The sequence below is a fragment of the Dehalococcoidia bacterium genome (genome assembly GCA_041649635.1).
Lineage (GTDB): Bacteria > Chloroflexota > Dehalococcoidia > E44-bin15 > E44-bin15 > JAYEHL01.
The window spans coordinates 32901-51204 of sequence record JBAZMV010000008.1 but is presented as its reverse complement, the minus strand read 5'-3'; the positions used below and the strand labels follow the sequence as shown (position 1 = coordinate 51204).

22 protein-coding genes are annotated in these 18304 nt (G+C 54.1%); 17 read left to right on the top strand and 5 right to left on the bottom strand.

From position 1 onward, the window contains the following. Window positions 1–15: 15 nt before the first annotated feature. From WC562_09740 to trxB, 16 genes are all read left to right on the top strand, one after another. Window positions 16–705: a response regulator transcription factor gene (locus WC562_09740; protein ID MFA5056429.1), complete on the top strand. Its 690-nt coding sequence runs from the start codon at window positions 16–18 to the stop codon at window positions 703–705. Window positions 706–898: 193 nt separating this feature from the next. Next, the gene (locus WC562_09735) at window positions 899–1744 is read left to right on the top strand and encodes a DegV family protein (protein ID MFA5056428.1); all 846 of its coding nucleotides are present in this window, start codon (window positions 899–901) and stop codon (window positions 1742–1744) included. 38 nt (window positions 1745–1782) lie between these two features. Next, window positions 1783–2112, top strand: a complete 330-nt coding sequence (locus WC562_09730; GenBank protein MFA5056427.1) for a hypothetical protein — start codon at window positions 1783–1785, stop codon at window positions 2110–2112. 280 nt (window positions 2113–2392) lie between these two features. Next, window positions 2393–2725 (top strand): metalloregulator ArsR/SmtB family transcription factor, encoded by a 333-nt coding sequence (locus WC562_09725; protein ID MFA5056426.1) that lies wholly within the window; start codon window positions 2393–2395, stop codon window positions 2723–2725. Window positions 2726–2750: 25 nt separating this feature from the next. Further along, on the top strand, window positions 2751–5828 hold the full coding sequence (locus WC562_09720; protein ID MFA5056425.1) for an FAD-binding and (Fe-S)-binding domain-containing protein: 3078 nt from the start codon (window positions 2751–2753) through the stop codon (window positions 5826–5828). Window position 5829: 1 nt separating this feature from the next. Beyond that, window positions 5830–6159, top strand: coding sequence for a hypothetical protein (locus WC562_09715; protein MFA5056424.1), 330 nt, complete (start codon window positions 5830–5832; stop codon window positions 6157–6159). 150 nt (window positions 6160–6309) lie between these two features. Next, on the top strand, window positions 6310–6639 hold the full coding sequence (locus tag WC562_09710; protein MFA5056423.1) for a hypothetical protein: 330 nt from the start codon (window positions 6310–6312) through the stop codon (window positions 6637–6639). Window positions 6640–6796: 157 nt separating this feature from the next. Then, window positions 6797–7000, top strand: coding sequence for a zinc ribbon domain-containing protein (locus WC562_09705; GenBank protein ID MFA5056422.1), 204 nt, complete (start codon window positions 6797–6799; stop codon window positions 6998–7000). A 330-nt stretch (window positions 7001–7330) separates the two neighbouring features. Next, a complete protein-coding gene (speD, locus tag WC562_09700; protein MFA5056421.1) occupies window positions 7331–7783 on the top strand; it encodes an adenosylmethionine decarboxylase in 453 nt (150 codons plus the stop codon). Between the two features lie 36 nt (window positions 7784–7819). Beyond that, a complete protein-coding gene (speB, locus tag WC562_09695; protein ID MFA5056420.1) occupies window positions 7820–8695 on the top strand; it encodes an agmatinase in 876 nt (291 codons plus the stop codon). A 103-nt stretch (window positions 8696–8798) separates the two neighbouring features. After that, on the top strand, window positions 8799–9917 hold the full coding sequence (locus WC562_09690; protein MFA5056419.1) for a site-2 protease family protein: 1119 nt from the start codon (window positions 8799–8801) through the stop codon (window positions 9915–9917). A gap of 95 nt (window positions 9918–10012) precedes the next feature. Next, window positions 10013–11164: a M20 family metallopeptidase gene (locus tag WC562_09685; protein MFA5056418.1), complete on the top strand. Its 1152-nt coding sequence runs from the start codon at window positions 10013–10015 to the stop codon at window positions 11162–11164. Further along, complete coding sequence (locus WC562_09680) at window positions 11154–12128, top strand: acyl-CoA dehydratase activase (protein ID MFA5056417.1); 975 nt, start codon at window positions 11154–11156, stop codon at window positions 12126–12128. The genes WC562_09685 and WC562_09680 overlap by 11 nt, the downstream gene beginning before the upstream one ends. Beyond that, a complete protein-coding gene (gene plsX / locus WC562_09675) occupies window positions 12125–13099 on the top strand; it encodes a phosphate acyltransferase PlsX (GenBank protein ID MFA5056416.1) in 975 nt (324 codons plus the stop codon). Before WC562_09680 ends, plsX begins: the two co-directional genes overlap by 4 nt. Window positions 13100–13114: 15 nt before the next feature. Beyond that, on the top strand, window positions 13115–13438 hold the full coding sequence (trxA, locus tag WC562_09670; protein ID MFA5056415.1) for a thioredoxin: 324 nt from the start codon (window positions 13115–13117) through the stop codon (window positions 13436–13438). 28 nt (window positions 13439–13466) lie between these two features. Further along, window positions 13467–14384: a thioredoxin-disulfide reductase gene (trxB, locus tag WC562_09665; GenBank protein MFA5056414.1), complete on the top strand. Its 918-nt coding sequence runs from the start codon at window positions 13467–13469 to the stop codon at window positions 14382–14384. 24 nt (window positions 14385–14408) lie between these two features. Here the strand turns inward: trxB and acpP are convergent, their stop codons facing one another. The 5 genes from acpP to WC562_09640 all read right to left on the bottom strand — a co-directional run bounded on the left by acpP (window position 14409) and on the right by WC562_09640 (window position 16862). Beyond that, window positions 14409–14669 carry an acyl carrier protein gene (gene acpP / locus WC562_09660; GenBank protein MFA5056413.1) on the bottom strand — a complete coding sequence of 87 codons (261 nt, stop codon included), beginning with the start codon at window positions 14667–14669 and terminating at the stop codon, window positions 14409–14411. 4 nt (window positions 14670–14673) lie between these two features. Then, window positions 14674–15090, bottom strand: coding sequence for a transcription antitermination factor NusB (gene nusB, locus WC562_09655; GenBank protein ID MFA5056412.1), 417 nt, complete (start codon window positions 15088–15090; stop codon window positions 14674–14676). 154 nt (window positions 15091–15244) lie between these two features. Beyond that, window positions 15245–16186 carry an ACP S-malonyltransferase gene (gene fabD / locus WC562_09650; protein MFA5056411.1) on the bottom strand — a complete coding sequence of 314 codons (942 nt, stop codon included), beginning with the start codon at window positions 16184–16186 and terminating at the stop codon, window positions 15245–15247. Between the two features lie 18 nt (window positions 16187–16204). Continuing rightward, entirely contained in the window at window positions 16205–16399 is a 195-nt protein-coding gene (gene rpmF, locus WC562_09645; protein MFA5056410.1) for a 50S ribosomal protein L32, read from the bottom strand. Window position 16400: 1 nt separating this feature from the next. Further along, window positions 16401–16862, bottom strand: a complete 462-nt coding sequence (locus WC562_09640; protein ID MFA5056409.1) for a DUF177 domain-containing protein — start codon at window positions 16860–16862, stop codon at window positions 16401–16403. A gap of 141 nt (window positions 16863–17003) precedes the next feature. On the opposite strand from WC562_09640, the gene WC562_09635 reads away from it, so the two are divergent. Beyond that, entirely contained in the window at window positions 17004–18227 is a 1224-nt protein-coding gene (locus WC562_09635; protein MFA5056408.1) for a homocitrate synthase, read from the top strand. Window positions 18228–18304 lie beyond the last annotated feature (77 nt).

Below are 18304 nucleotides of genomic sequence, written 5' to 3'. Positions count from 1 at the left end.
TGGTCAAATCCCGTCATGGAGGTAAGAGAAATGTCAAAGATTAAGATTCTACTGGCTGAAGATCACGTAGTGGTGCGCGAGGGCACACGGGAGCTGATACAGCGTGAGTCCGACATGGAGGTCATAGGAGAAGCCGACGACGGCATCCAGGCCGTTCAGATGACCGGCAAGTTGAAGCCTGACGTTGTGATAATGGACATAGCGATGCCGAATCTCAACGGCATCGAGGCCACCAAACAGATAAAGGAGAAATATCCCAACACCGCGATACTGATACTTACCGCCTACGATGACGACCAGTACGTGTTCGCTCTGCTGGAGGCCAAGGCCGCCGGGTATCTGCTGAAAACCGTCCGCGGCCAGGAGCTCATTTCCACCATCAGGGCCATCTGCTCCGGCGAATCGGTGCTCCAGCCTTCGATCGCCCGCAAGGTAATCGAGCGCTACAACGCGGCGATGAGGCCGGGCAGCAAGGGTTTGACCGAGCCTCTTACCAAGAAGGAGATGGACGTACTGCGTCTGGCGGCAAGAGGCATAACCAACAAGGAAATAGCGGATGAGCTTCATCTTAAAGTGCAAACGGTGCGCAGCCGGCTGAAAAAGGTCTTCAAGAAGCTCAATGTCAGCTCGCGCACGGAAGCCGTCATGTACGCTATGAAAAAGGGCTGGATCTCCCTGCACGAAGTGGATACAAAACACGATTAGCAGCAGCACATGCATTTATACATGAAACGTTCTTCCAGGCACGATTGGAAACGAACGGAGTCGGTCTCAATCGACCGCTTATTTTGCCCGCCTATATTTTTGGAGGCTCCGGTAACTCGGGGCCTCTTTTGTTATATAATCTTCTATATCAAGTAATGTGATAAGATACCATTCTCAAGGAGTAATGCTTCAGATGGCAGTAAAGATCGTTACGGACAGCACGGCCGACCTGCCGCCGGGCGTAGCCGAGGAGCTTGGCATAACCGTCGTGCCGCTGTACGTACGGTTCGGCGATAAGCTATATCGCGATCGCATAGACATTAGTGAGGACGAATTCTACGACCGTCTTGTGCACGACCCCGTTCTACCCGGCACCTCACAACCCACGCCTAACGACTTCGCCCATGTCTACAGTAAGCTGGCCAAAGAGGCCGACGGAATCATATCGATCCACATATCGAGCAAACTCAGCGGCACCTGCGATTCAGCCTTCAGCGCGAAACAGATGGTAGGCGGTTCCTGTCCTATCGAAGTTGTCGACTCGCTGTGGACATCAATCGCGCTCGGCTACCTGGCGATGAGAGCCGCCGAGGGGGCAAGGGCGGGAAAAGGCATGCCTGAGCTTGTGAAAGAAATAAACAGCCTGATACCGAAAATACGCTATCTGGGTTTTTTCGATACATTGAAATATATGCAGCTAGGCGGGCGAATCGGCAAAGCGCAATCGCTGGTAGGCTCCGTGCTCAACGTGAAGCCACTTATCACGATGAAAGACGGCGAGTTCCTCCCCGTCAGCAGGGTGCGCACCTACGCCAAAGCCAAGGAACGCCTGTTCGAATTTGTCAAAGCCGGCACAAAATTAGAGGCCGTATTTGTGGTCCATAACACCACACCCGGTGAAGCCGGGGAGATGGCGGATCGTTTCGGCTCGCTGTTCGAGAGGAAGAAGATCATAATCGCCAGACTCGGACCGGTGCTCGGTGTTCACGCGGGGCCGGGTACCCTGTTTACCGGATACTTGGAAGGAAAGCCGGATTAGCCGACCGAACTCCCGCGAAAATCGACCTGCTTCTTTTTATGAATAAAGAATATATCCACGATGAACTCGGCAAATCGATAGATTCCATCGCCGGTTACTACACGCCGCAGAAAGAGTTAAAGATTGTACACGACGATAGAGAGGTGCTATGCATCCTCGGCTATGTAGAAATCGAAAGCAGCCACTACCTTACAGGCGGCGGCCCCTATGCCCTTGTTCCCGGCTATATAGTCAAATGGAAGTTTAAGGAAAGCGACGACGGCAAGCCTGTATCGGAAGTCGAGCCGATTACAGACGAGGAAGTCCGACAGTTTGTCTCAGCGGCAATTAACGATATCGAGCCTGCAAAGATCATCGACTTCTGGTAAAGATATCTGTAGAAATAGGCGCATTAGCCACACCAAAGACGGGAGTTGCCCCTCAAACATCCCACAAAATCGAGTCGTTTTTAAAAAGAGGTGTCCTTCCGCGGAAGGACCGGGGGAACTCGGGGGTGTCCCTCCTGTCATTGCCCGATCAAGTCGGGCAATGACATAAAAAAGACTGGGGGATAAAGGGGGTTGATTAGCTGATAACAAATCCTCTTGACATTTATGTATATATCTATTATTCTACATATATAGATAGTTCGACAACTAAGAAGGAAGTATGGACGAATCGACAAAACATATCTTTAAACTGCAATCCGAGATATGCAAGACGCTGGCCGACCCGAAGCGGCTTATGATACTACACGAGCTGCGCGACTCGGAGAAATCGGTGGGGCAGTTAGTATCGAGTCTGGAACTGCCGCAATCAAACATATCACACCATCTGGCTATAATGCGCGAGCGCGGCATAGTATCCGCCCGCCGCGACGGCACGACGATCTACTACAGCCTGGCCAGCCCCAAGATCGGCCAGGCTTGCGACCTGGTCCAGGGAGTGCTTAAAGATCAGATGTCGAATATGCAATCACTGGCCGGATCCATCAAACTATAGATAGAGCATAAAGGAGGCTTGCGAGATGGGCAAAGTTAAATCGAAGCAGCAGGACTTCTTAAAAGACAGGTTCGGCGACAGAGCCTGCTTTAATAAGACCGAACGTGTTTTGTACGGACACGATATCGCCGCTATGCCCAGCCTGATAAAGCCGCTCATCGGCAATACCGTCCCCGAAGCTGTGGTGCAGCCTCAAACCGAGGAGGAGCTGGTCGAACTGGTGCGCTGGGCCAACGAAAATCGTATACCGCTCACCCCGCGCGGCAAGGCCTCCTCCGGCTACGGCGGCGTGCTGCCGGTTAATAAGAGTGTTGTCGTAGACTTCTATCGCATGAACAAGATAATTAAAATCGACAGGGAAGCCCGGTCTGCGACGGTTCAATCGGGCGTCGTCTGGGAGAAGCTGGACCGCGAGTTGGTCAAACAAGGCCTGACCCTGCGACTGTATCCCACCAGCTACCCTGCGTCGACAGTCGGCGGCTGGCTGGCGCAGGGCGGAGCCGGCATCGGCTCATACGAGATGGGCTGGTTCCCCGATAATGTTGTCAGCGCCCGCGTCGTGCTGCCCGACGGAGCTATAAAAGAATTCACAGGCGAAGACCTTAAGCTGATCGCCGACGCCGAGGGCACAACCGGTCTAATCAGCGAGGTAACCGTTCGCCTGAAGCCGCTCGAGGAGCTGGGAATAATATCGATAGGTTGTCCGGATGCGCATGACATGCAGCAGGTGATACAAGCCATAATAGATGCGAAGCTTCCCATCTGGTCCATGATGTTCATCAACCCGCGCATGGCTGAGATGAAGAACAAGGCCCCCCTCCGCGAACACTACGGCCACCCCGCCGAGGAGCGGGTGCTGCTGCCCGCAGCGTATATAACAACGCTGGCCTTCCGCGAGCAGGACCGACAGCAGGTGACCGACAAGCTGGCATCAATAGTCAAGCCGTGCCAGGCCGAGATGCTGAGCGAGGCCATCGCGCGGCATGAATGGCACCACCGCTTCAAGCTTATGATAGTGAAACGGCTGGGGCCGAGCCTTGTTCCCACCGAGGTGGTCATACCGCTGTCGGCCATGGGCGACGTCATGGCCGAGATAGAGAAGAAGGTAGCCCAGCCCATAGTCAAGGAAGGCATTATCATCCGTGACGGCAAGGATGGGCAACCCGAGGTCGTGATACTTGGGTTCATCCCCAGCGACCAGAGGAAGTTCAGCTATAATTTCGTTTTCGGATTGTCGCTGACGATAATGAAGATAGCTGAAAGGCACGGCGGACGACCTTACGCCACGGGGTTATATTTCGTCGGCAAAGCCGAGGAGGTGTTTGGTGCGGGGCGCCTCAAGCAACTGAGGGAATTCAAGAAGAAAATCGATCCCGTCGGGATAATGAATCCGAAGAAGGTTATCGCATACGGTCCCATCGGGATCTTCATGAATCTGGCCAAGGTGATGGAACCATTCATCCGCCCCCTCGGCAACCGCGTCATCCCCGAGATCGGAGAGAGGCCGACGAAACCCGTGCGCGACATCCCCGCCGACGTGGCCTGGTACGCCTACGGCTGCTCCCAGTGCGGCTACTGCGTCGAGGAGTGCGACCAGTTCTACGGGCGCGGCTGGGAAAGCCAGTCGCCGCGCGGCAAATGGTACTGGCTGCGCGAATACATGGAGGGCCGTGCCGAGTGGGACCAGTTCATGGTCGACACGATGATCGTCTGCACGACCTGCGAGCTGTGCAACCTGCGCTGCTCGGCGTCCCTGCCCATCGAGCCATCCTGGATGAAGCTGCGCGGGCTGCTCATCGACGAGAAGAAGAACATGACCTTCCCGCCCTTCGAGATGATGGCGGCGGCGCTACAGAAAGAGGGCGATATCTGGGCCGGCTACCGCAAGGACCGCACCGCATGGTTCCCTGACGATCTTAAAGCGAAGCACGGGCCTGGCGTCAAGTCGAAAAATGTCTATTTCGCCGGCTGCACCGCAAGCTACGTCGAGCACGACATCGCCATGGCCAGCGTGCGCCTGCTCGACGCCGCCGGAGTCGATTTCACCTACGTCGGCGAGAAGGAGAACTGCTGCGGCACGCCCATGTTAGTCGCCGGCAAATGGGACGTCTTTGTCGAAACGATAAAGAAGAACATAGAGGCGGTAAAAGCCACCGGCGCCGATACGGTTATCTCTTCCTGCCCCGCCTGCGATATGATGTGGCGCCACGCTTACCCGTCCTGGTGCAAGAAGCTGGGCATCGACTATGGCATTTCAGCGAAGCACTACAGCGAGGTCATCGCTGAAAAGATAAAATCGGGCGAGTTCGCCTTCCCCGAGAACGGGAGCAAGCCCTGCACCGTGACCTGGCACGACTCCTGCCACATCGGGCGGGTCTCCGGCGTGTACGAGCCGCCGCGAGATCTCATCAAAGCCATACCGAACGTAAATTTCGTTGAGATGTCGCACCACCACGAGTGTTCCCACTGCTGCGGCAGCGTCCTGACACTGATAAAAGATCCGCCCGTGGCCGCCGATATCGGTAAGATAAGGCTGGACGAGGCCACAGAGGTAGGCGCGGACAAGGTACTGGCGCTGTGCCCGTGCTGCGAGTTCCAGTTGCGTGTCAGCGCGGATAAGAAGAATCTGCCGATCGAGGTCGTCGACCTGGCGCGTTTCGCCTCATCCGCCCTGGGATATAAATTCCCCGATCCGAACCCGGAGGTACAGAAGCAATGGGCTGTATTCGAGGCCATGATAGCGCTCATGACGCCGCAGGGCTTCGCCGACCTGATGGGCAGCATGTGGCCCGAGCTTATCAACGCCATGCCCTTCAAGATGGGGCCGATGATGCGGGCCATGGGCAAGATACCGGGAGCTTTGCCGCTCATGAAACCGATGTTCCCGATACTGTTTCCGAGATTGTTACCGATGATGATGCCCAAGGTCATGCCGACCATGCTCAAGCGCGTCGGCGAGCGCATACCGATGCCGGAATACATGGCCGAGCAGATGCCGGAGCTAATGCCTAAAGTTATGGATAATCTGATGCCGCACATGATCGGCGACGTGGTGCCGCTGGTCACCGGGCCGATGATTAAATATCTTCAAGGGAGGAATTAAAATGCCAAAGGAATATACACATGCCGAGCTAGGAGAGGAAGTGCGCTCCATAACCGGGTACTACATACCGGAGAAGGAAATAAAGCTCAAATATAAGGATAAGGAGTTTATCTACGTTTTCGGCGCCGCCGTTGTGGACAACAGCTGCTGCGGCGCCGGCGGCTGCGGCTACGCGCTGGTGCCCGGCTATGTGGTTAAATGGAAGAATAAGAAGAGCAAGGAAGGCCTGCCGGTATCCGACGTGGAGCCGATCAGGGACGATGCAGAGCGTCAGGAGATCGCCGCAATCGTGAAGAAGAAAGAGACCGTCAACGACGTCAATTTCTGGTAGGAGTATATGTTTTACTGTCATTCTGAAGGACTCCTCCCAAGAAGTTCGAGATGTGGAAGGACGACTGAAGAATCTCGTACCCTCACCCAACCAGCGACGAGATGCTTCGCTTCACTCAGCATGACAGATCCAAATAAAGGAAATTTTGCGATGATACGCGACTACATCCATGCGGAACTGGGCAAAGAGGTGCACGCCCTCTCCGGCTACTACACGGCCGTCGATGAGAAGAGTATGCCGTATAACGGAAGGGAAGTGCTGATCCTCCTCGGAGAGTATGCTACAGACGGCTGGTGCTGCGGCAAGAGCGAATCGAGCTACGCGCAGGTGGCCGGATACATTGTGAACTGGAAATCGAAGGTGGACAAGGACGGCTCGTTTATATCCGAAGTAGAGCCGATAACGGATGAAAAAGCCAGGAGGGATTTGACCGACATCATAAAAGGAAGCGAGTTCGTGCGTATCGTAGAGTTTTTATAATCGACGTAGGGGCGTGATTAATCGCGCCCTATCTGGTATCTGTAATGTAGGGGCAGGTCTTGTACCTGCCCGCCACGGGGCGACCACCAGGGTCGCCCCAACACAGGGGGTTTGGATATTGTTTCCCCCCTTTCAAGGGAGATAATAGGAGGTCACTATGCCACTCTATGAATACAAATGCGAAAAATGCGGCAAACAGTTCGATGTTCGCCAGTGCTATGGAGAGGACGGCTCCAAGTTGAAATGCCCCAGGTGCGCGGAGCCCAACCCGCGCAAGCAGATCACCGGCTTTGCTCCTCAAGGCTCCGGCGGTTCGACCGAGAGCGGGCAGTCCTGCTATATCCCAAGAAGGGGCGGTTGAGGATAGACCGAGCGGCCTCGTTGAGGCCGCAAAACCATAGAAGCTTGCCATAGGGAAGTCTTAGAAACTATTGCATTGCTGTAGAAATTATGCTATTATGACGTGCGTGTTTTTTAAACGCATGGATGATGGGGTGTAGGAGAGGGGGACTGGTTTTTTGTGGACGAAGACGACTTATTGTCCCTAAATGAAAAGGCCAGAAACCGGAGGGTGAGCATGTCTGCCGCTAAGCGGCGGAACAGCAACCTGAGGCTTCCTGTATCGTCATTTGGATCAGGCGTTGCGAGGTCAAAGTTATCGGTACAGTGAAGATCAGTTAAAGCTGAAGGCATGCCGACTTCCACTCTCTCCTGGACAGGGGGGGTGGATTTTTTATCTGAGAGAAAGGGGGTCGATAAGATGCACTTAATTATCGACGGTTTTGGAGCAGACCGAAAGATGCTCGAAAGCGAAGACAAGATTTACGAGCTTCTTGACAGATACCCTTCCCAGATAAATATGACGAAGGTCGCTCCTCCTCGTGTTTTCCGTTTTATCGGTTCCAAGCCTGAGGACTGGGGAGTATCCGGTTTCGTTATTATCGCGGAGAGTCACATCAGCATACATACCTTCCCCGAGAGACGGTATATAAATATCGATATATTCTCCTGCAAAGACTTCGACGACAAACAGGCCATAGAGGACATGAAAGAAAAGTTCGGCCTCGCGGAGTTCAAAACTTACCTGCTGGGCCGGGGACTGCAGGACGCCCCCATAGAGATGGCACATAGCAAAGCCGTCTAGCGATGCGGGCGGGATACGCCATACGATGAGCTCGATATGACCACAGAGATGTTCTATCCCCGGCGCAGTTTCTCGTTCCCTCCAAAATACTGCGAACTTAAGGACGCAAAAGTAGTCGTGCTGCCTATCCCCTACGACAGCACCGTCGACTGGCGCGCCGGCACCCGCGAAGGACCCAACGCCATCATCGACGCCTCGCATTTCCTGGAACAGTACGACCACGAATTAGGCTGCTACATACACGACTTGGGCATACATACGCTCCCCGAGCTTGTGCCTTCGATGAAGGGCCCGGAGGAGACCGTCGAACGCGTGTATAAAGCGACGAAGCAACTGCTCGGCAAGGGCAAGTTCGTCGTCATGCTCGGCGGGGAGCACTCGCTGACCGCGGGCACGGTGCGCGCATATCGTGAGCGATTCAAGAACATGTCGGTGCTGCAACTCGATGCCCATTCCGACCTGCGAGACGAATACGAGGACACCAAATTCAACCACGCCTGCGTCATGCGCCGCGTGCACGAGCTATGCCCCATCGTTCAGGTAGGCATCCGCAGCATGGGTCAGGACGACATGGATTACATCAAGAAGAAGAAGCTGCGCCCGTTCTACGCCAAGGAAACCCCGCTGACCCGGGCCGACGAGAAAGCGATAGTATCACAGCTCTCCGACGACGTTTATATCACTATCGACCTCGATGTGTTCGATCCGTCTATCATGGCCGCTGTGGGCACACCGGAGCCCGGCGGCATGGGCTGGTACGAGGTCATTCGATTGCTCAAACTTGTCGCAAAAGAGAAACGCATCGTCGGCTTCGATGTCATGGAGCTGGCCCCGCGCGAAGGGCCGATCGCCTGCACCTACCTTGCCGCCAAGTTGACTTATAAGCTCATCGGGCTATCGCTCATAGATTAAACAGCGGCGCCGATTGATCTCCGACAATAATCCCGACACCTGCTTCATACAGATACTATGTTATGATAATGAGAGCATTCCACTCTAATTGCGAGGACAACTATTGGGCAAGTCTTTTCGAATAGGTAAAATCTTCGGAATCCCCGTGATGGTGGATTTCAGCTGGTTCCTTGGCTTCATCCTCTTTGCCGTACTGCTGTCCACCTCATTCCTGCCCGGCGCCTATCCCGATTGGGACGCATTCCATCACTGGACAATCGGGGTTACTATCGTACTGCTGCTGTTCGGATCGGTATTGGTGCATGAACTGTCACACTCGATTGTGAGCAGGAAGAAGGGCATCCCGGTAAAAAGCATCACGCTTTTCATATTCGGGGGAGTAGCGCAAATTGATAAAGAGGCGGCACAGCCAAAAACAGAACTGTTGATCTCCATCGCCGGCCCCGTAAGCAGCCTGCTGCTGGCCGGGATATTCTACGGCATCGCATACCTGTGCAACGGCTGGAATGATTATCTGTTTGCGCTGACGGGGTACCTGTCCTTCGTGAACCTGATCCTGGCCGCGTTTAACATGATCCCCGGCTTCCCGCTCGACGGCGGCCGCGTACTGCGCGCCGTGATATGGATGACTACGGGCAACTACTCCCGGGCCACCAGGATAGCGACAACCGCAGGCAGCGCGATATCGATAGCTATGATCGCGGCCGGAGTGCTGATATTTTTCCTGTGGGGATACTTTTCAGGTATATGGCTTATTTTCATAGGATTCCTTTTGAACAGCGCGGCCCGGGCCAATTACCAGCAGACAGCGCTGCGCGAGAACCTCAAAGGATACACCGCTCAGGACGTAATTATACGGGACGCACCCCATCTTGCCCGCTACGTAAACCTCATGGACCTCGTCGAAGGGGCATTTGTCAGATCGCCGCACAATCTTTATCTGGTAACGGACGGCGACGAGGTGGCCGGGATACTCACTTTATGGCAGATAAGAAAAGTGCCGCAGAGACAATGGAGTCTCACCACCGTCGCGAACATAATGACGCCGGTGGAGCAGATGCAAACGGTCCGCCCGACGGACGAAGCGTCTTCGGTACTTGAGAAGTTCGCCAGGAGCCAGGATGAAGCCCTGGCAGTTTCAATCGACGGTAAGGTCGCAGGGATAATCACAAGGCAAGGCCTGTTCGATTTCGCCCGGCGTCTGCAGATTCTAAAAGGCTAGCATTAATTCTTTTATGGAATTTTGCCTGAGACTGTTATCCTGGCCGTCTCAGGTTTATAATATCCGATATGGGAACACAGGTGGATATCCGGAAGATGAAATCTATTGTTACCAAGAATGTCGACGCTCAGAGCGGCAAGCTTATCGCTCTGAGTAAAAAGATTCACGACAACCCTGAGACCGGCTTCAACGAGGTCAAGGCCGCGAAGTGGCTATGCGAATATCTTGAGACGAACGGTTTCAAGGTCGAGCACGGCATCTGCCGGCTGCCTACCGCCTTCCGCGCCACATACGGCAAGGGTAAACCAGCGATAGCGCTAATGGCGGAATACGACGCGCTGCCCGAGATAGGTCACGCCTGCGGGCACAACATCATCTGCACAGTGGCGGTCGGCGCCGCCGTCGCCGCCAAAGAGGCCGTCGATAGGTACAGCGGCAGAGTGATCGTCATAGGAACGCCTGCGGAGGAGATGTTCGGCGGCAAAATTATCATGGCAGAACGCGGTGCGTTCAAAGATATCGATATCGCTATGATCGTTCACCCCTCCTCCCACAACCTCTCCAGCGCACGGGCGCTTGCCTGTGTCACACTGGAGGTCGAATTCTTCGGCAAAGCAGCCCACGCCGCCGCACGGCCAGAGGAAGGCATCAACGCCCTCGAGTCCATGATACTGTCATTCAACGGCATAAACTCGCTGCGCCAGCACATCAGGGAACGGGCGCGCGTACACGGCATAATCACCAAGGGCGGCGATGCGCCGAACGTCGTGCCGGATCACACGGCTGGCATCTTCCTCGTGCGCGCCATAGACGAGGCCTATATTGAAGAACTGAAGGGCAAGGTGCTCAAATGCTTCCAGGCCGCCGCCAAGGCCACGGGGGCCAGGCTCAAATACGCCTGGAAGGATTACTATTCACCGATTTTAGTCAACACGACGCTGGCCGGCGTTATGGCCGCCAACATGCGCGCCGTCGGCCGCGACCCGGAGCCGATTCCTGAAAAGGCCTCCGGCTCAAGCGATGTCGGGAACGTGAGCGCGGTGGTGCCGACGATACACCCTGAAGTTGCGATTGTACCACGCAACATAGGGCTCCATTCTCCCGAGTTCCGCGACGCGGCTGTTTCAGCCGAAGGCAACCGCGGGCTGCTGGACGGGGCTAAGGCTATGGGGATGACAGCCGTCGACCTGCTGGCGGATAAGAAGCTTGTTGCGAATATCAAAAAGGAATTCACCAGTGCCGGATAATATCTACATAGGAATAGATGTGGGCTCGGTGAGCACTAAGTTCGCTGTCCTTAACGACAAAGACGAACTGGTTACCTCTCTATATCTTCGCACCGAGGGCCAGCCCATTGTATCGATACAGCGCGGCCTCAAAGAGCTGTCGACCGCCGTCTCAAGCGACATGCGAATCGCAGGCGTAGCTACGACCGGCAGCGCGCGCTACCTGGCCGGAGTGCTGGTGAACGCCGACCTGGTGAAAAACGAGATCTCGTGCCAGGCCGCGGCGGCACTACACTTTATCCCGGACGCAGCGACGGTGATCGAGATCGGCGGGCAGGATTCCAAGATAATCATAATCAGGGACGGTGCCGTCGCCGATATGGGGATGAACACGGTTTGCGCCGCCGGCACGGGGAGCTTCCTGGATCAGCAGGCGCAGCGCATGAACATGCAAATCGAAGATTTCGGCGCAGAGGCGCTTAAGAGCACAAGGCCGGTACAGATAGCCGGAAGATGCGCCGTTTTCGCCGAGACGGACATGATACACAAGCAGCAAATGGGCCACAGGCGACCCGATATCATAAAAGGCCTTTGCCGGGCGCTGGCGCGAAATTATTTAAGTAATATAGCGACAGGTAAGGAAATCAGGACCCCTGTAGTATTCCAGGGGGGCGTAGCCTTGAACCGGGGCATGATAACAGCCATCGAGGAAGCGCTAGATATGTCCGTGGTCGTGCCGCCTTACCCCGGCATCACCGGGGCCATCGGCGCGGCGCTTGTTGTACATGAAGAATTCAAGTCGAGGGATATAACGACTTCTTTTAACGGGTTCGACATCGCAGATGCCGCTCTAAGCGCTTCATCTTTTGAGTGCAGTAGATGCGACTCCCTGTGTGAGATATCGCAGGTGCTCCGCGACGACAAGGTCATAGCCAGATGGGGCGGTCAATGCGACATATGGGAAGAAGAGGATAGAAATATATGAAAATCGCTCTGGATGCCATGGGGAGTGAACATTCCCCCACCGCCGAAGTTGAGGGCGCGATAGCCGCCGCCAGAGAACATTCGATCGAGATTGTACTTGTGGGCAAAAAGGAAGTGATCGAGGCGGAGTTGAAGAAACACAGCTACAATCTCCCAATCGTCGAAGCGAATCAGGTAATCGAGATGAAAGATAACCCCAGCGAGGTTATGCGGGATAAACGCGATTCATCCATATCGGTCGGCATGAGACTGCTTAAGAACAAAGAGGTTGACGCCTTCGTATCGGCGGGTAACACCGGAGCTGTAGCTACCGCCGCCACGTTGATACTCGGGCGCATCGAAGGGATAGAGCGCCCCGCATTGAGCATCTTCATCACACTGCCATCAAGCCCTATCCTTCTCCTCGATGTCGGCGCCAACGCAAATTGTAAGCCTAGCTACCTGGTACAGTTCGCTCAGATGGGCAGCGTGTATATGGAGAAGATTTTCGGGGTGGAAAAGCCCAGGGTGGGATTGCTCTCAAACGGGGAGGAGGATATCAAGGGAAACAGCATTGTATGCGAAGCGAATAAGTTGCTTCGGGCCACAAATTTGAACTTCGTCGGCAATATCGAAGGAAACAACCTTCCATACAACAGAACGGATGTAGTTGTCACCGACGGATTCACCGGCAATATATTAATCAAGGTGGGCGAAGGCATAGGCTCTGTCATTGTTCAGGCGGTCAAGCAGGCGCTATCAAGCCGGCCTTATTTAAAGATTGTCGCACTCATATTAAAACCCGCCCTTAAAAACGCCTTCAACTCGGTTGATTACTCCGAATACGGCGGGGCTCCCCTTCTCGGCGTGAACGGGAATGTCATTATCGGACACGGTCGCAGCAATGCCAAGGCTATCGGCAGCGCCCTGTTTATCGCCAAGCGGGCCGTGGAACAGGACATAGTCGATGCGATTAGAAAGGGAATAACTTAAAGGAAGGATACAGCTATGACGAAACCGGTTCATATCGACGACAGCAATTTTGACGAGACGGTTATTAAATCTAAAACGCCGGTGCTTGTAGATTTCTGGGCGCCGTGGTGCGGCCCGTGCAAGGCGGTGGCCCCCATTCTAGACGAGCTGGCCAAAGATTATAACGAAAAGATAGTGATTGCCAAGCTGAACGTTGACGAGGCCCCTCAAAATGCGAGCAAATACGGCGTCTCCGCTATTCCGACCATGCTCATCTTCAAGAACGGAGAGCCGGTGCAGTCGATGGTCGGATATAAGCCGAAAGCCGAGCTAAAAAAGGTAATCGACGAAGTTATATAAAATACAGGCTCCTCTACGTTCAATGACGATGAATACAAACTACGATGTGTTAATAATCGGCGGGGGCCCCGCGGGTCTGAGCGCAGGTATATATGCTGCCCGTGCCAGACTGCGAACCATGTTAATAGAGAAGGCGATGTTCGGCGGGCTCATCGCTAGCGCTGAGCTGGTGGAGAACTATCCCGGATTCCCCGAGGGTATATCCGGTTTCGACATAGGAGAGCGGATGTACCAGCAGGCATCGAAGTTCGGCCTTGAAACGCTGTCCGCCGAAGTCACCAGCGTCGACCTGCTGAATGACCCTAAGAACATAAAAACGACGGAAGGCGATCTCTCCGCAAGAGCTGTTATCATCGCAAGCGGCGCCGAGCGAAAGTGGCTCGGAGTCCCGGGGGAGGATATCTTCGCTAACCGGGGTGTTTCATATTGCGCCACCTGCGACGGAGCGTTGTTCAAAGACCGCGTCGTCGCTGTGGTGGGAGGAGGCGACGCGGCGGTAGAAGAAGCCGTTTTCCTCACCAGGTTCGCATCAAAGGTATTTATCATTCACCGTCGCAATCAGTTGCGCGCTTCCAAGACGGCGCAGGAGAGGGCTCTTTCCCATAAAAAAATCGAGCCGGTATGGGATACGGTTGTTGAAGAGATCAAAGGAAGCGATAAGGTATCCCAATTGTTAGTACGAAATGTTAAGACGGGAGGAACGAAAGAAATTGCCGTGGACGGCGTTTTCGTTTATGTAGGCCAGGTTCCCAACACCGGTTACTTAAAAGAACAAATCCCGATGGATAAAGAGGGATTTATCATCACAGACGAACGAATGGAGACACAGGTGAAGGGCGTGTTTGCGGCGGGCGACATTCGCAAGAATTCATCGCGACAGGTCATCACCGCCGCCGGCGACGGAGCTACCGCGGCGATATCCGCGGAGAAATTTTTAAGTTCTTAAGACTATGATGAAGAAATATGATTGCTATTTATCCTCTATCCCCAAGTCTTTGATGTAATCTATAGCATCCTGTATCGTCTTGATGTTCTCGGCATCCTTGTCCGGTATCCTTATCTGCTTGCTACCGTCGCTGAATTCCTCCTCCATAGCCATAATCAACTCAACCAGATCCAGCGAATCCGCATTCAAATCGTCGACGAAAGAAGCCTTAGGCACTACCTGATCTTCCTCGACTCCTAATTGCTCAACTACGATTTTTTTCAGTCTCTCTAGGACTGTGGCCACTGTATCACCTCCTCTTTTTTCCCGACTGGGCGCTTACGGTTCCCAAAACCCCGTTTATGAACTTCGGCGTGTTATCTCCGCCAAACATCTTGGCGAGCTCCACCGCCTCATTTATTACAACCTTGACTGGTACTTTATTATTAAACAAAATTTCGAAGATGGCAAGCCTTAATATGTTTCTATCTATAAGAGCCATCTGCGCCACTGGCCAAGCCGGGGCATACCGCTCTATTACCTTGTCAATCTCCTCCTCATTCCCCAGAACTCCCTCCACCAGATCATTCGTAAACGCGACTGATTCCTCTTCGAGCGTATCTTCTTCCGCCTGCCGTCCCAGCACCTCAGCCTGATCATGTCCGACAGAGTCTATTTCAAATAGCGCTTGAAGCGCCCTAACCCTTGCCTTCCTCCTTGTTCCCAATTCATTTCACCTTCGCCGAAGCTAACAAATAAACTAAATCAAGGCAAGACAAGTAAACCTTCACTCAAAAACTGGGGGCTTTCCAGAATCCACGCCAACTCTCAGCTCGATTGTTTGATTAGTTACACAAAAATGTGCTGAATCTAAAAACAACCTAGAGCTTCATGCCCTTTACCGAGCTTACATCCCCGACGTTAACAGTACGCGCATCCTTGCTGATGCGCTTAATAAGACCGGTCAACACTTGACCGGGCCCGATTTCGACGAAAGTACCCACACCATCCTTGACCATACACTCAACGCTCTTCTGCCACTGTACGCAGTTGGCTATTTGGTCCAGGAGTTCCTGCTTAATCTCTTCGGCGGTAGCTACGGGCTTAGCAGTGCTGTTAACGACAATCGGTACAATAGGATCATTGAATCTGACATCGGTTATGGCTTTCGCCATGCCTTCAACAGCCGGCTCCATGAGGTGAGAATGGAACGCGCCGCTCACATTAAGGGGCTTGCTGTACCGAGCTCCCATCGACAAAGAAAGGTCAATAGAACGCACCATAGACTCACGCGAACCGCTGATGACTATCTGGCCCGGCGAGTTAATATTAGAAATCTTGGCCCCGGTTTCCTGACATACCGCTTCAACGGCGACCTCGTCCAGCCCGATGATGGCAACCATGCCCCCGGGCGCTATCTGCCCCGCATGCTGCATCAGACTGCCCCTCTCTCGAGTAAGGCGCACGGCATCAGCAAAATCCAGCACGCCGGCCGCAACCAGCGCTGTATATTCACCAAGGCTGTGCCCCGCCACATATGCAGGACGCACCAGCTCTCCATATATCTCGGCGGCCGCCCGCAAACATGCTATACTCATGGTTAGTATTGCCGGCTGGGCGTTAACCGTCTGGCACAGCTCCTGCTCGGGGCCCTCAAAACAAAGCCGGGAAAGGTGCATGCCCAATGCTTCATCCGCCTCCTCAAACACCTTCCGCGTCGAACTGAACGCATCATACAGATCCCGCCCCATGCCCACTTTCTGTGAGCCCTGACCGGGGAAAACGTAAGCGTGATTACCTGTCTGATTTACCGTATCGTTCATAGACTTAATCCGCCAGCTTTATTCCTTTTTCTTTGTCTTTATTTTAATCACTTCCCTGCCGCCATATGTTCCACAGGTAAGGCAAACGTGATGGGCCCTCTTGGGGCTGTGGCACTGGGGGCAAGAATCGATAGCGGTCGCCTTTAACGCAAGATGAGAGCGCCTGCGACCCTGTTTTGATTTTGGAGTTTTGTGTTTCGGTAATGGAACCATTTTACAACCTATCCTTTACTAGACTCGACAGCATAGCCATGCGAGGATCGATCTCTTTTACACAGCCACAGGTCTCGAGATTAAGATTTCTGCCGCACTGAGGGCACAAACCGGCGCAATCCTCGCGACACAATGGCTTCATCGGCTCGGACAGAAGCGTGTACTGACGCGCCACCTCGCTCAAATCTATCTGCCGATATTCATCAATAATGAAGTCCCCCTCCTCACACTGCGACAGGAATTCCTCTGCGAAATCAATATAAAGCTCCTGATCGAAGCCGCAGAGGCATCTGCTGCAGACCACCTCAACCATAGTTGTGAGAGCGCCTCTCACAAGTAACCCTTTATCAGTACGGATAAGAACAACTTCTCCTTTATAAGGGAAGTTCTCCTCACCATCCACTTTGTAGCTGCGCGTGGAGCCGATATGCTCCTGCAGCAGCTGCGATACATTGATTATCATGGCCCATTTACTTACGAATATTAAAGTTTGCTAATTATAGGTATATTGCAACAATCTGTCAAGGTGCACTCAGCGTTGCATCTAAACCTACCTTATGCTACCATATATTGCCGCTAAGTTTCAAGTTAGAGAACGAGTCAAATGCCTCAGATAAGATTCATCGATGTCACCAACCGGGACGCCGTCCAGGCCTCCCGCATCATCATGGCCAAGCTTCAGAAGACCATGCTCAATCTCTATCTCTCCGAGATGGGAATATATCAATCAGAGTTCTCCTTCCCCACGGTAAAACACGAGCGTAACTATATTCAGGGGAACCTGGGGCTGAAGGAGGAAGGCATCTTTCACGACCTTGTGTTGGAGGGATGGTGCCGCGCCATGGTCTCCGATGTTGAGGCATCTCTCGCCACGGGTGTCAAAGACCTCAACGTCTCCATCTCAACCTCCGATCAGATGATACTGCATAAATTCCACGGCAAGCTCGACCGCGATTCCGTGATCCGTGAAATGGTCGATGCCGTACAATGCGCACGCGGACACGGCGTCAGCACCATCGGGGTGAACGCGGAGGACGCGTCCCGCACCGACATCTCATATCTCATCGAGTTCGCACTGGCGGCAAGGGAGGCCGGCGCCGACCGTGTCAGGTACTGCGACACGCTGGGATATGACACGCCGGCGACAATCCAGGATCGCATCGGGAAACTTGCCGATAAGGCCGGGATGCCCATCGAGCTGCACTGCCACAACGACCTCGGCATGGCGGTGGCCAACGCGGTCTCGGGCGCGACGGCGGCCATAGACGGCGGAGTGGACGCCTATATCAATACGTCGGTGAACGGCGTGGGCGAGCGGGCCGGGCAGACTGACCTGGTAAGCTGCATACTGGCGCTCAAGTTCGGCAGGGACATGCAGCGGTACGCCATCGGCGACGTTCTGGATTTCAGGATGGCCGATAAGCTGGCCAAATACGTTTCGTACGCATTCGGTATCCCGATACCGATAAACCAGCCCGGCGTGGGCGCCAACATCTTCGCACACGAGGCCGGTATCCACGCCGACGGCGCGCTGAAAGATCGGCGCAACTACGAGCTTTTCGACCATGAGATACTCGGGCGCGGGGAGGACACGCGCATCCCTACGGGGAGGGTAATCACAACCGGCGAGTTCGGCGGCGTCGCGGGGTTCAGGCATGTCTACGAAAAGATAGGCGTAACATTCGCCGATAACGAGAGCGCCAAACAGATACTGGAGCTGGTGCAGTTCGCCAGCGCTCACACCCAGAAGCCGCTGACCGACGACGAGCTGCGCTTCATAGCCAGATATCCCGAGCAGGTGCGCAAGATACTGACCGTGACGCCCTAAAGCAGCTTTATCGAGTAACATATGTTTTGACTTATTGCGCCGTTTACCAAAAACATCCAGACTTGCGCACTTTTGCT

Bases quoted from the DNA above. Each gene is read 5' to 3' on its own strand.
- WC562_09740 (MFA5056429.1), top strand. From the start codon at position 16: ATGGAGGTAAGAGAAATGTCAAAGATTAAGATTCTACTGGCTGAAGAT.
- WC562_09735 (MFA5056428.1), top strand. From the start codon at position 899: ATGGCAGTAAAGATCGTTACGGACAGCACGGCCGACCTGCCGCCGGGC.
- WC562_09730 (MFA5056427.1), top strand. From the start codon at position 1,783: ATGAATAAAGAATATATCCACGATGAACTCGGCAAATCGATAGATTCC.
- WC562_09725 (MFA5056426.1), top strand. From the start codon at position 2,393: ATGGACGAATCGACAAAACATATCTTTAAACTGCAATCCGAGATATGC.
- WC562_09720 (MFA5056425.1), top strand. From the start codon at position 2,751: ATGGGCAAAGTTAAATCGAAGCAGCAGGACTTCTTAAAAGACAGGTTC.
- WC562_09715 (MFA5056424.1), top strand. From the start codon at position 5,830: ATGCCAAAGGAATATACACATGCCGAGCTAGGAGAGGAAGTGCGCTCC.
- WC562_09710 (MFA5056423.1), top strand. From the start codon at position 6,310: ATGATACGCGACTACATCCATGCGGAACTGGGCAAAGAGGTGCACGCC.
- WC562_09705 (MFA5056422.1), top strand. From the start codon at position 6,797: ATGCCACTCTATGAATACAAATGCGAAAAATGCGGCAAACAGTTCGAT.
- speD (MFA5056421.1), top strand. From the start codon at position 7,331: ATGCCGACTTCCACTCTCTCCTGGACAGGGGGGGTGGATTTTTTATCT.
- speB (MFA5056420.1), top strand. From the start codon at position 7,820: ATGACCACAGAGATGTTCTATCCCCGGCGCAGTTTCTCGTTCCCTCCA.
- WC562_09685 (MFA5056418.1), top strand. From the start codon at position 10,013: ATGAAATCTATTGTTACCAAGAATGTCGACGCTCAGAGCGGCAAGCTT.
- plsX (MFA5056416.1), top strand. From the start codon at position 12,125: ATGAAAATCGCTCTGGATGCCATGGGGAGTGAACATTCCCCCACCGCC.
- trxA (MFA5056415.1), top strand. From the start codon at position 13,115: ATGACGAAACCGGTTCATATCGACGACAGCAATTTTGACGAGACGGTT.
- trxB (MFA5056414.1), top strand. From the start codon at position 13,467: ATGAATACAAACTACGATGTGTTAATAATCGGCGGGGGCCCCGCGGGT.
- fabD (MFA5056411.1), bottom strand. From the start codon at position 16,186: ATGAACGATACGGTAAATCAGACAGGTAATCACGCTTACGTTTTCCCC.
- rpmF (MFA5056410.1), bottom strand. From the start codon at position 16,399: ATGGTTCCATTACCGAAACACAAAACTCCAAAATCAAAACAGGGTCGC.
- WC562_09640 (MFA5056409.1), bottom strand. From the start codon at position 16,862: ATGATAATCAATGTATCGCAGCTGCTGCAGGAGCATATCGGCTCCACG.
- WC562_09635 (MFA5056408.1), top strand. From the start codon at position 17,004: ATGCCTCAGATAAGATTCATCGATGTCACCAACCGGGACGCCGTCCAG.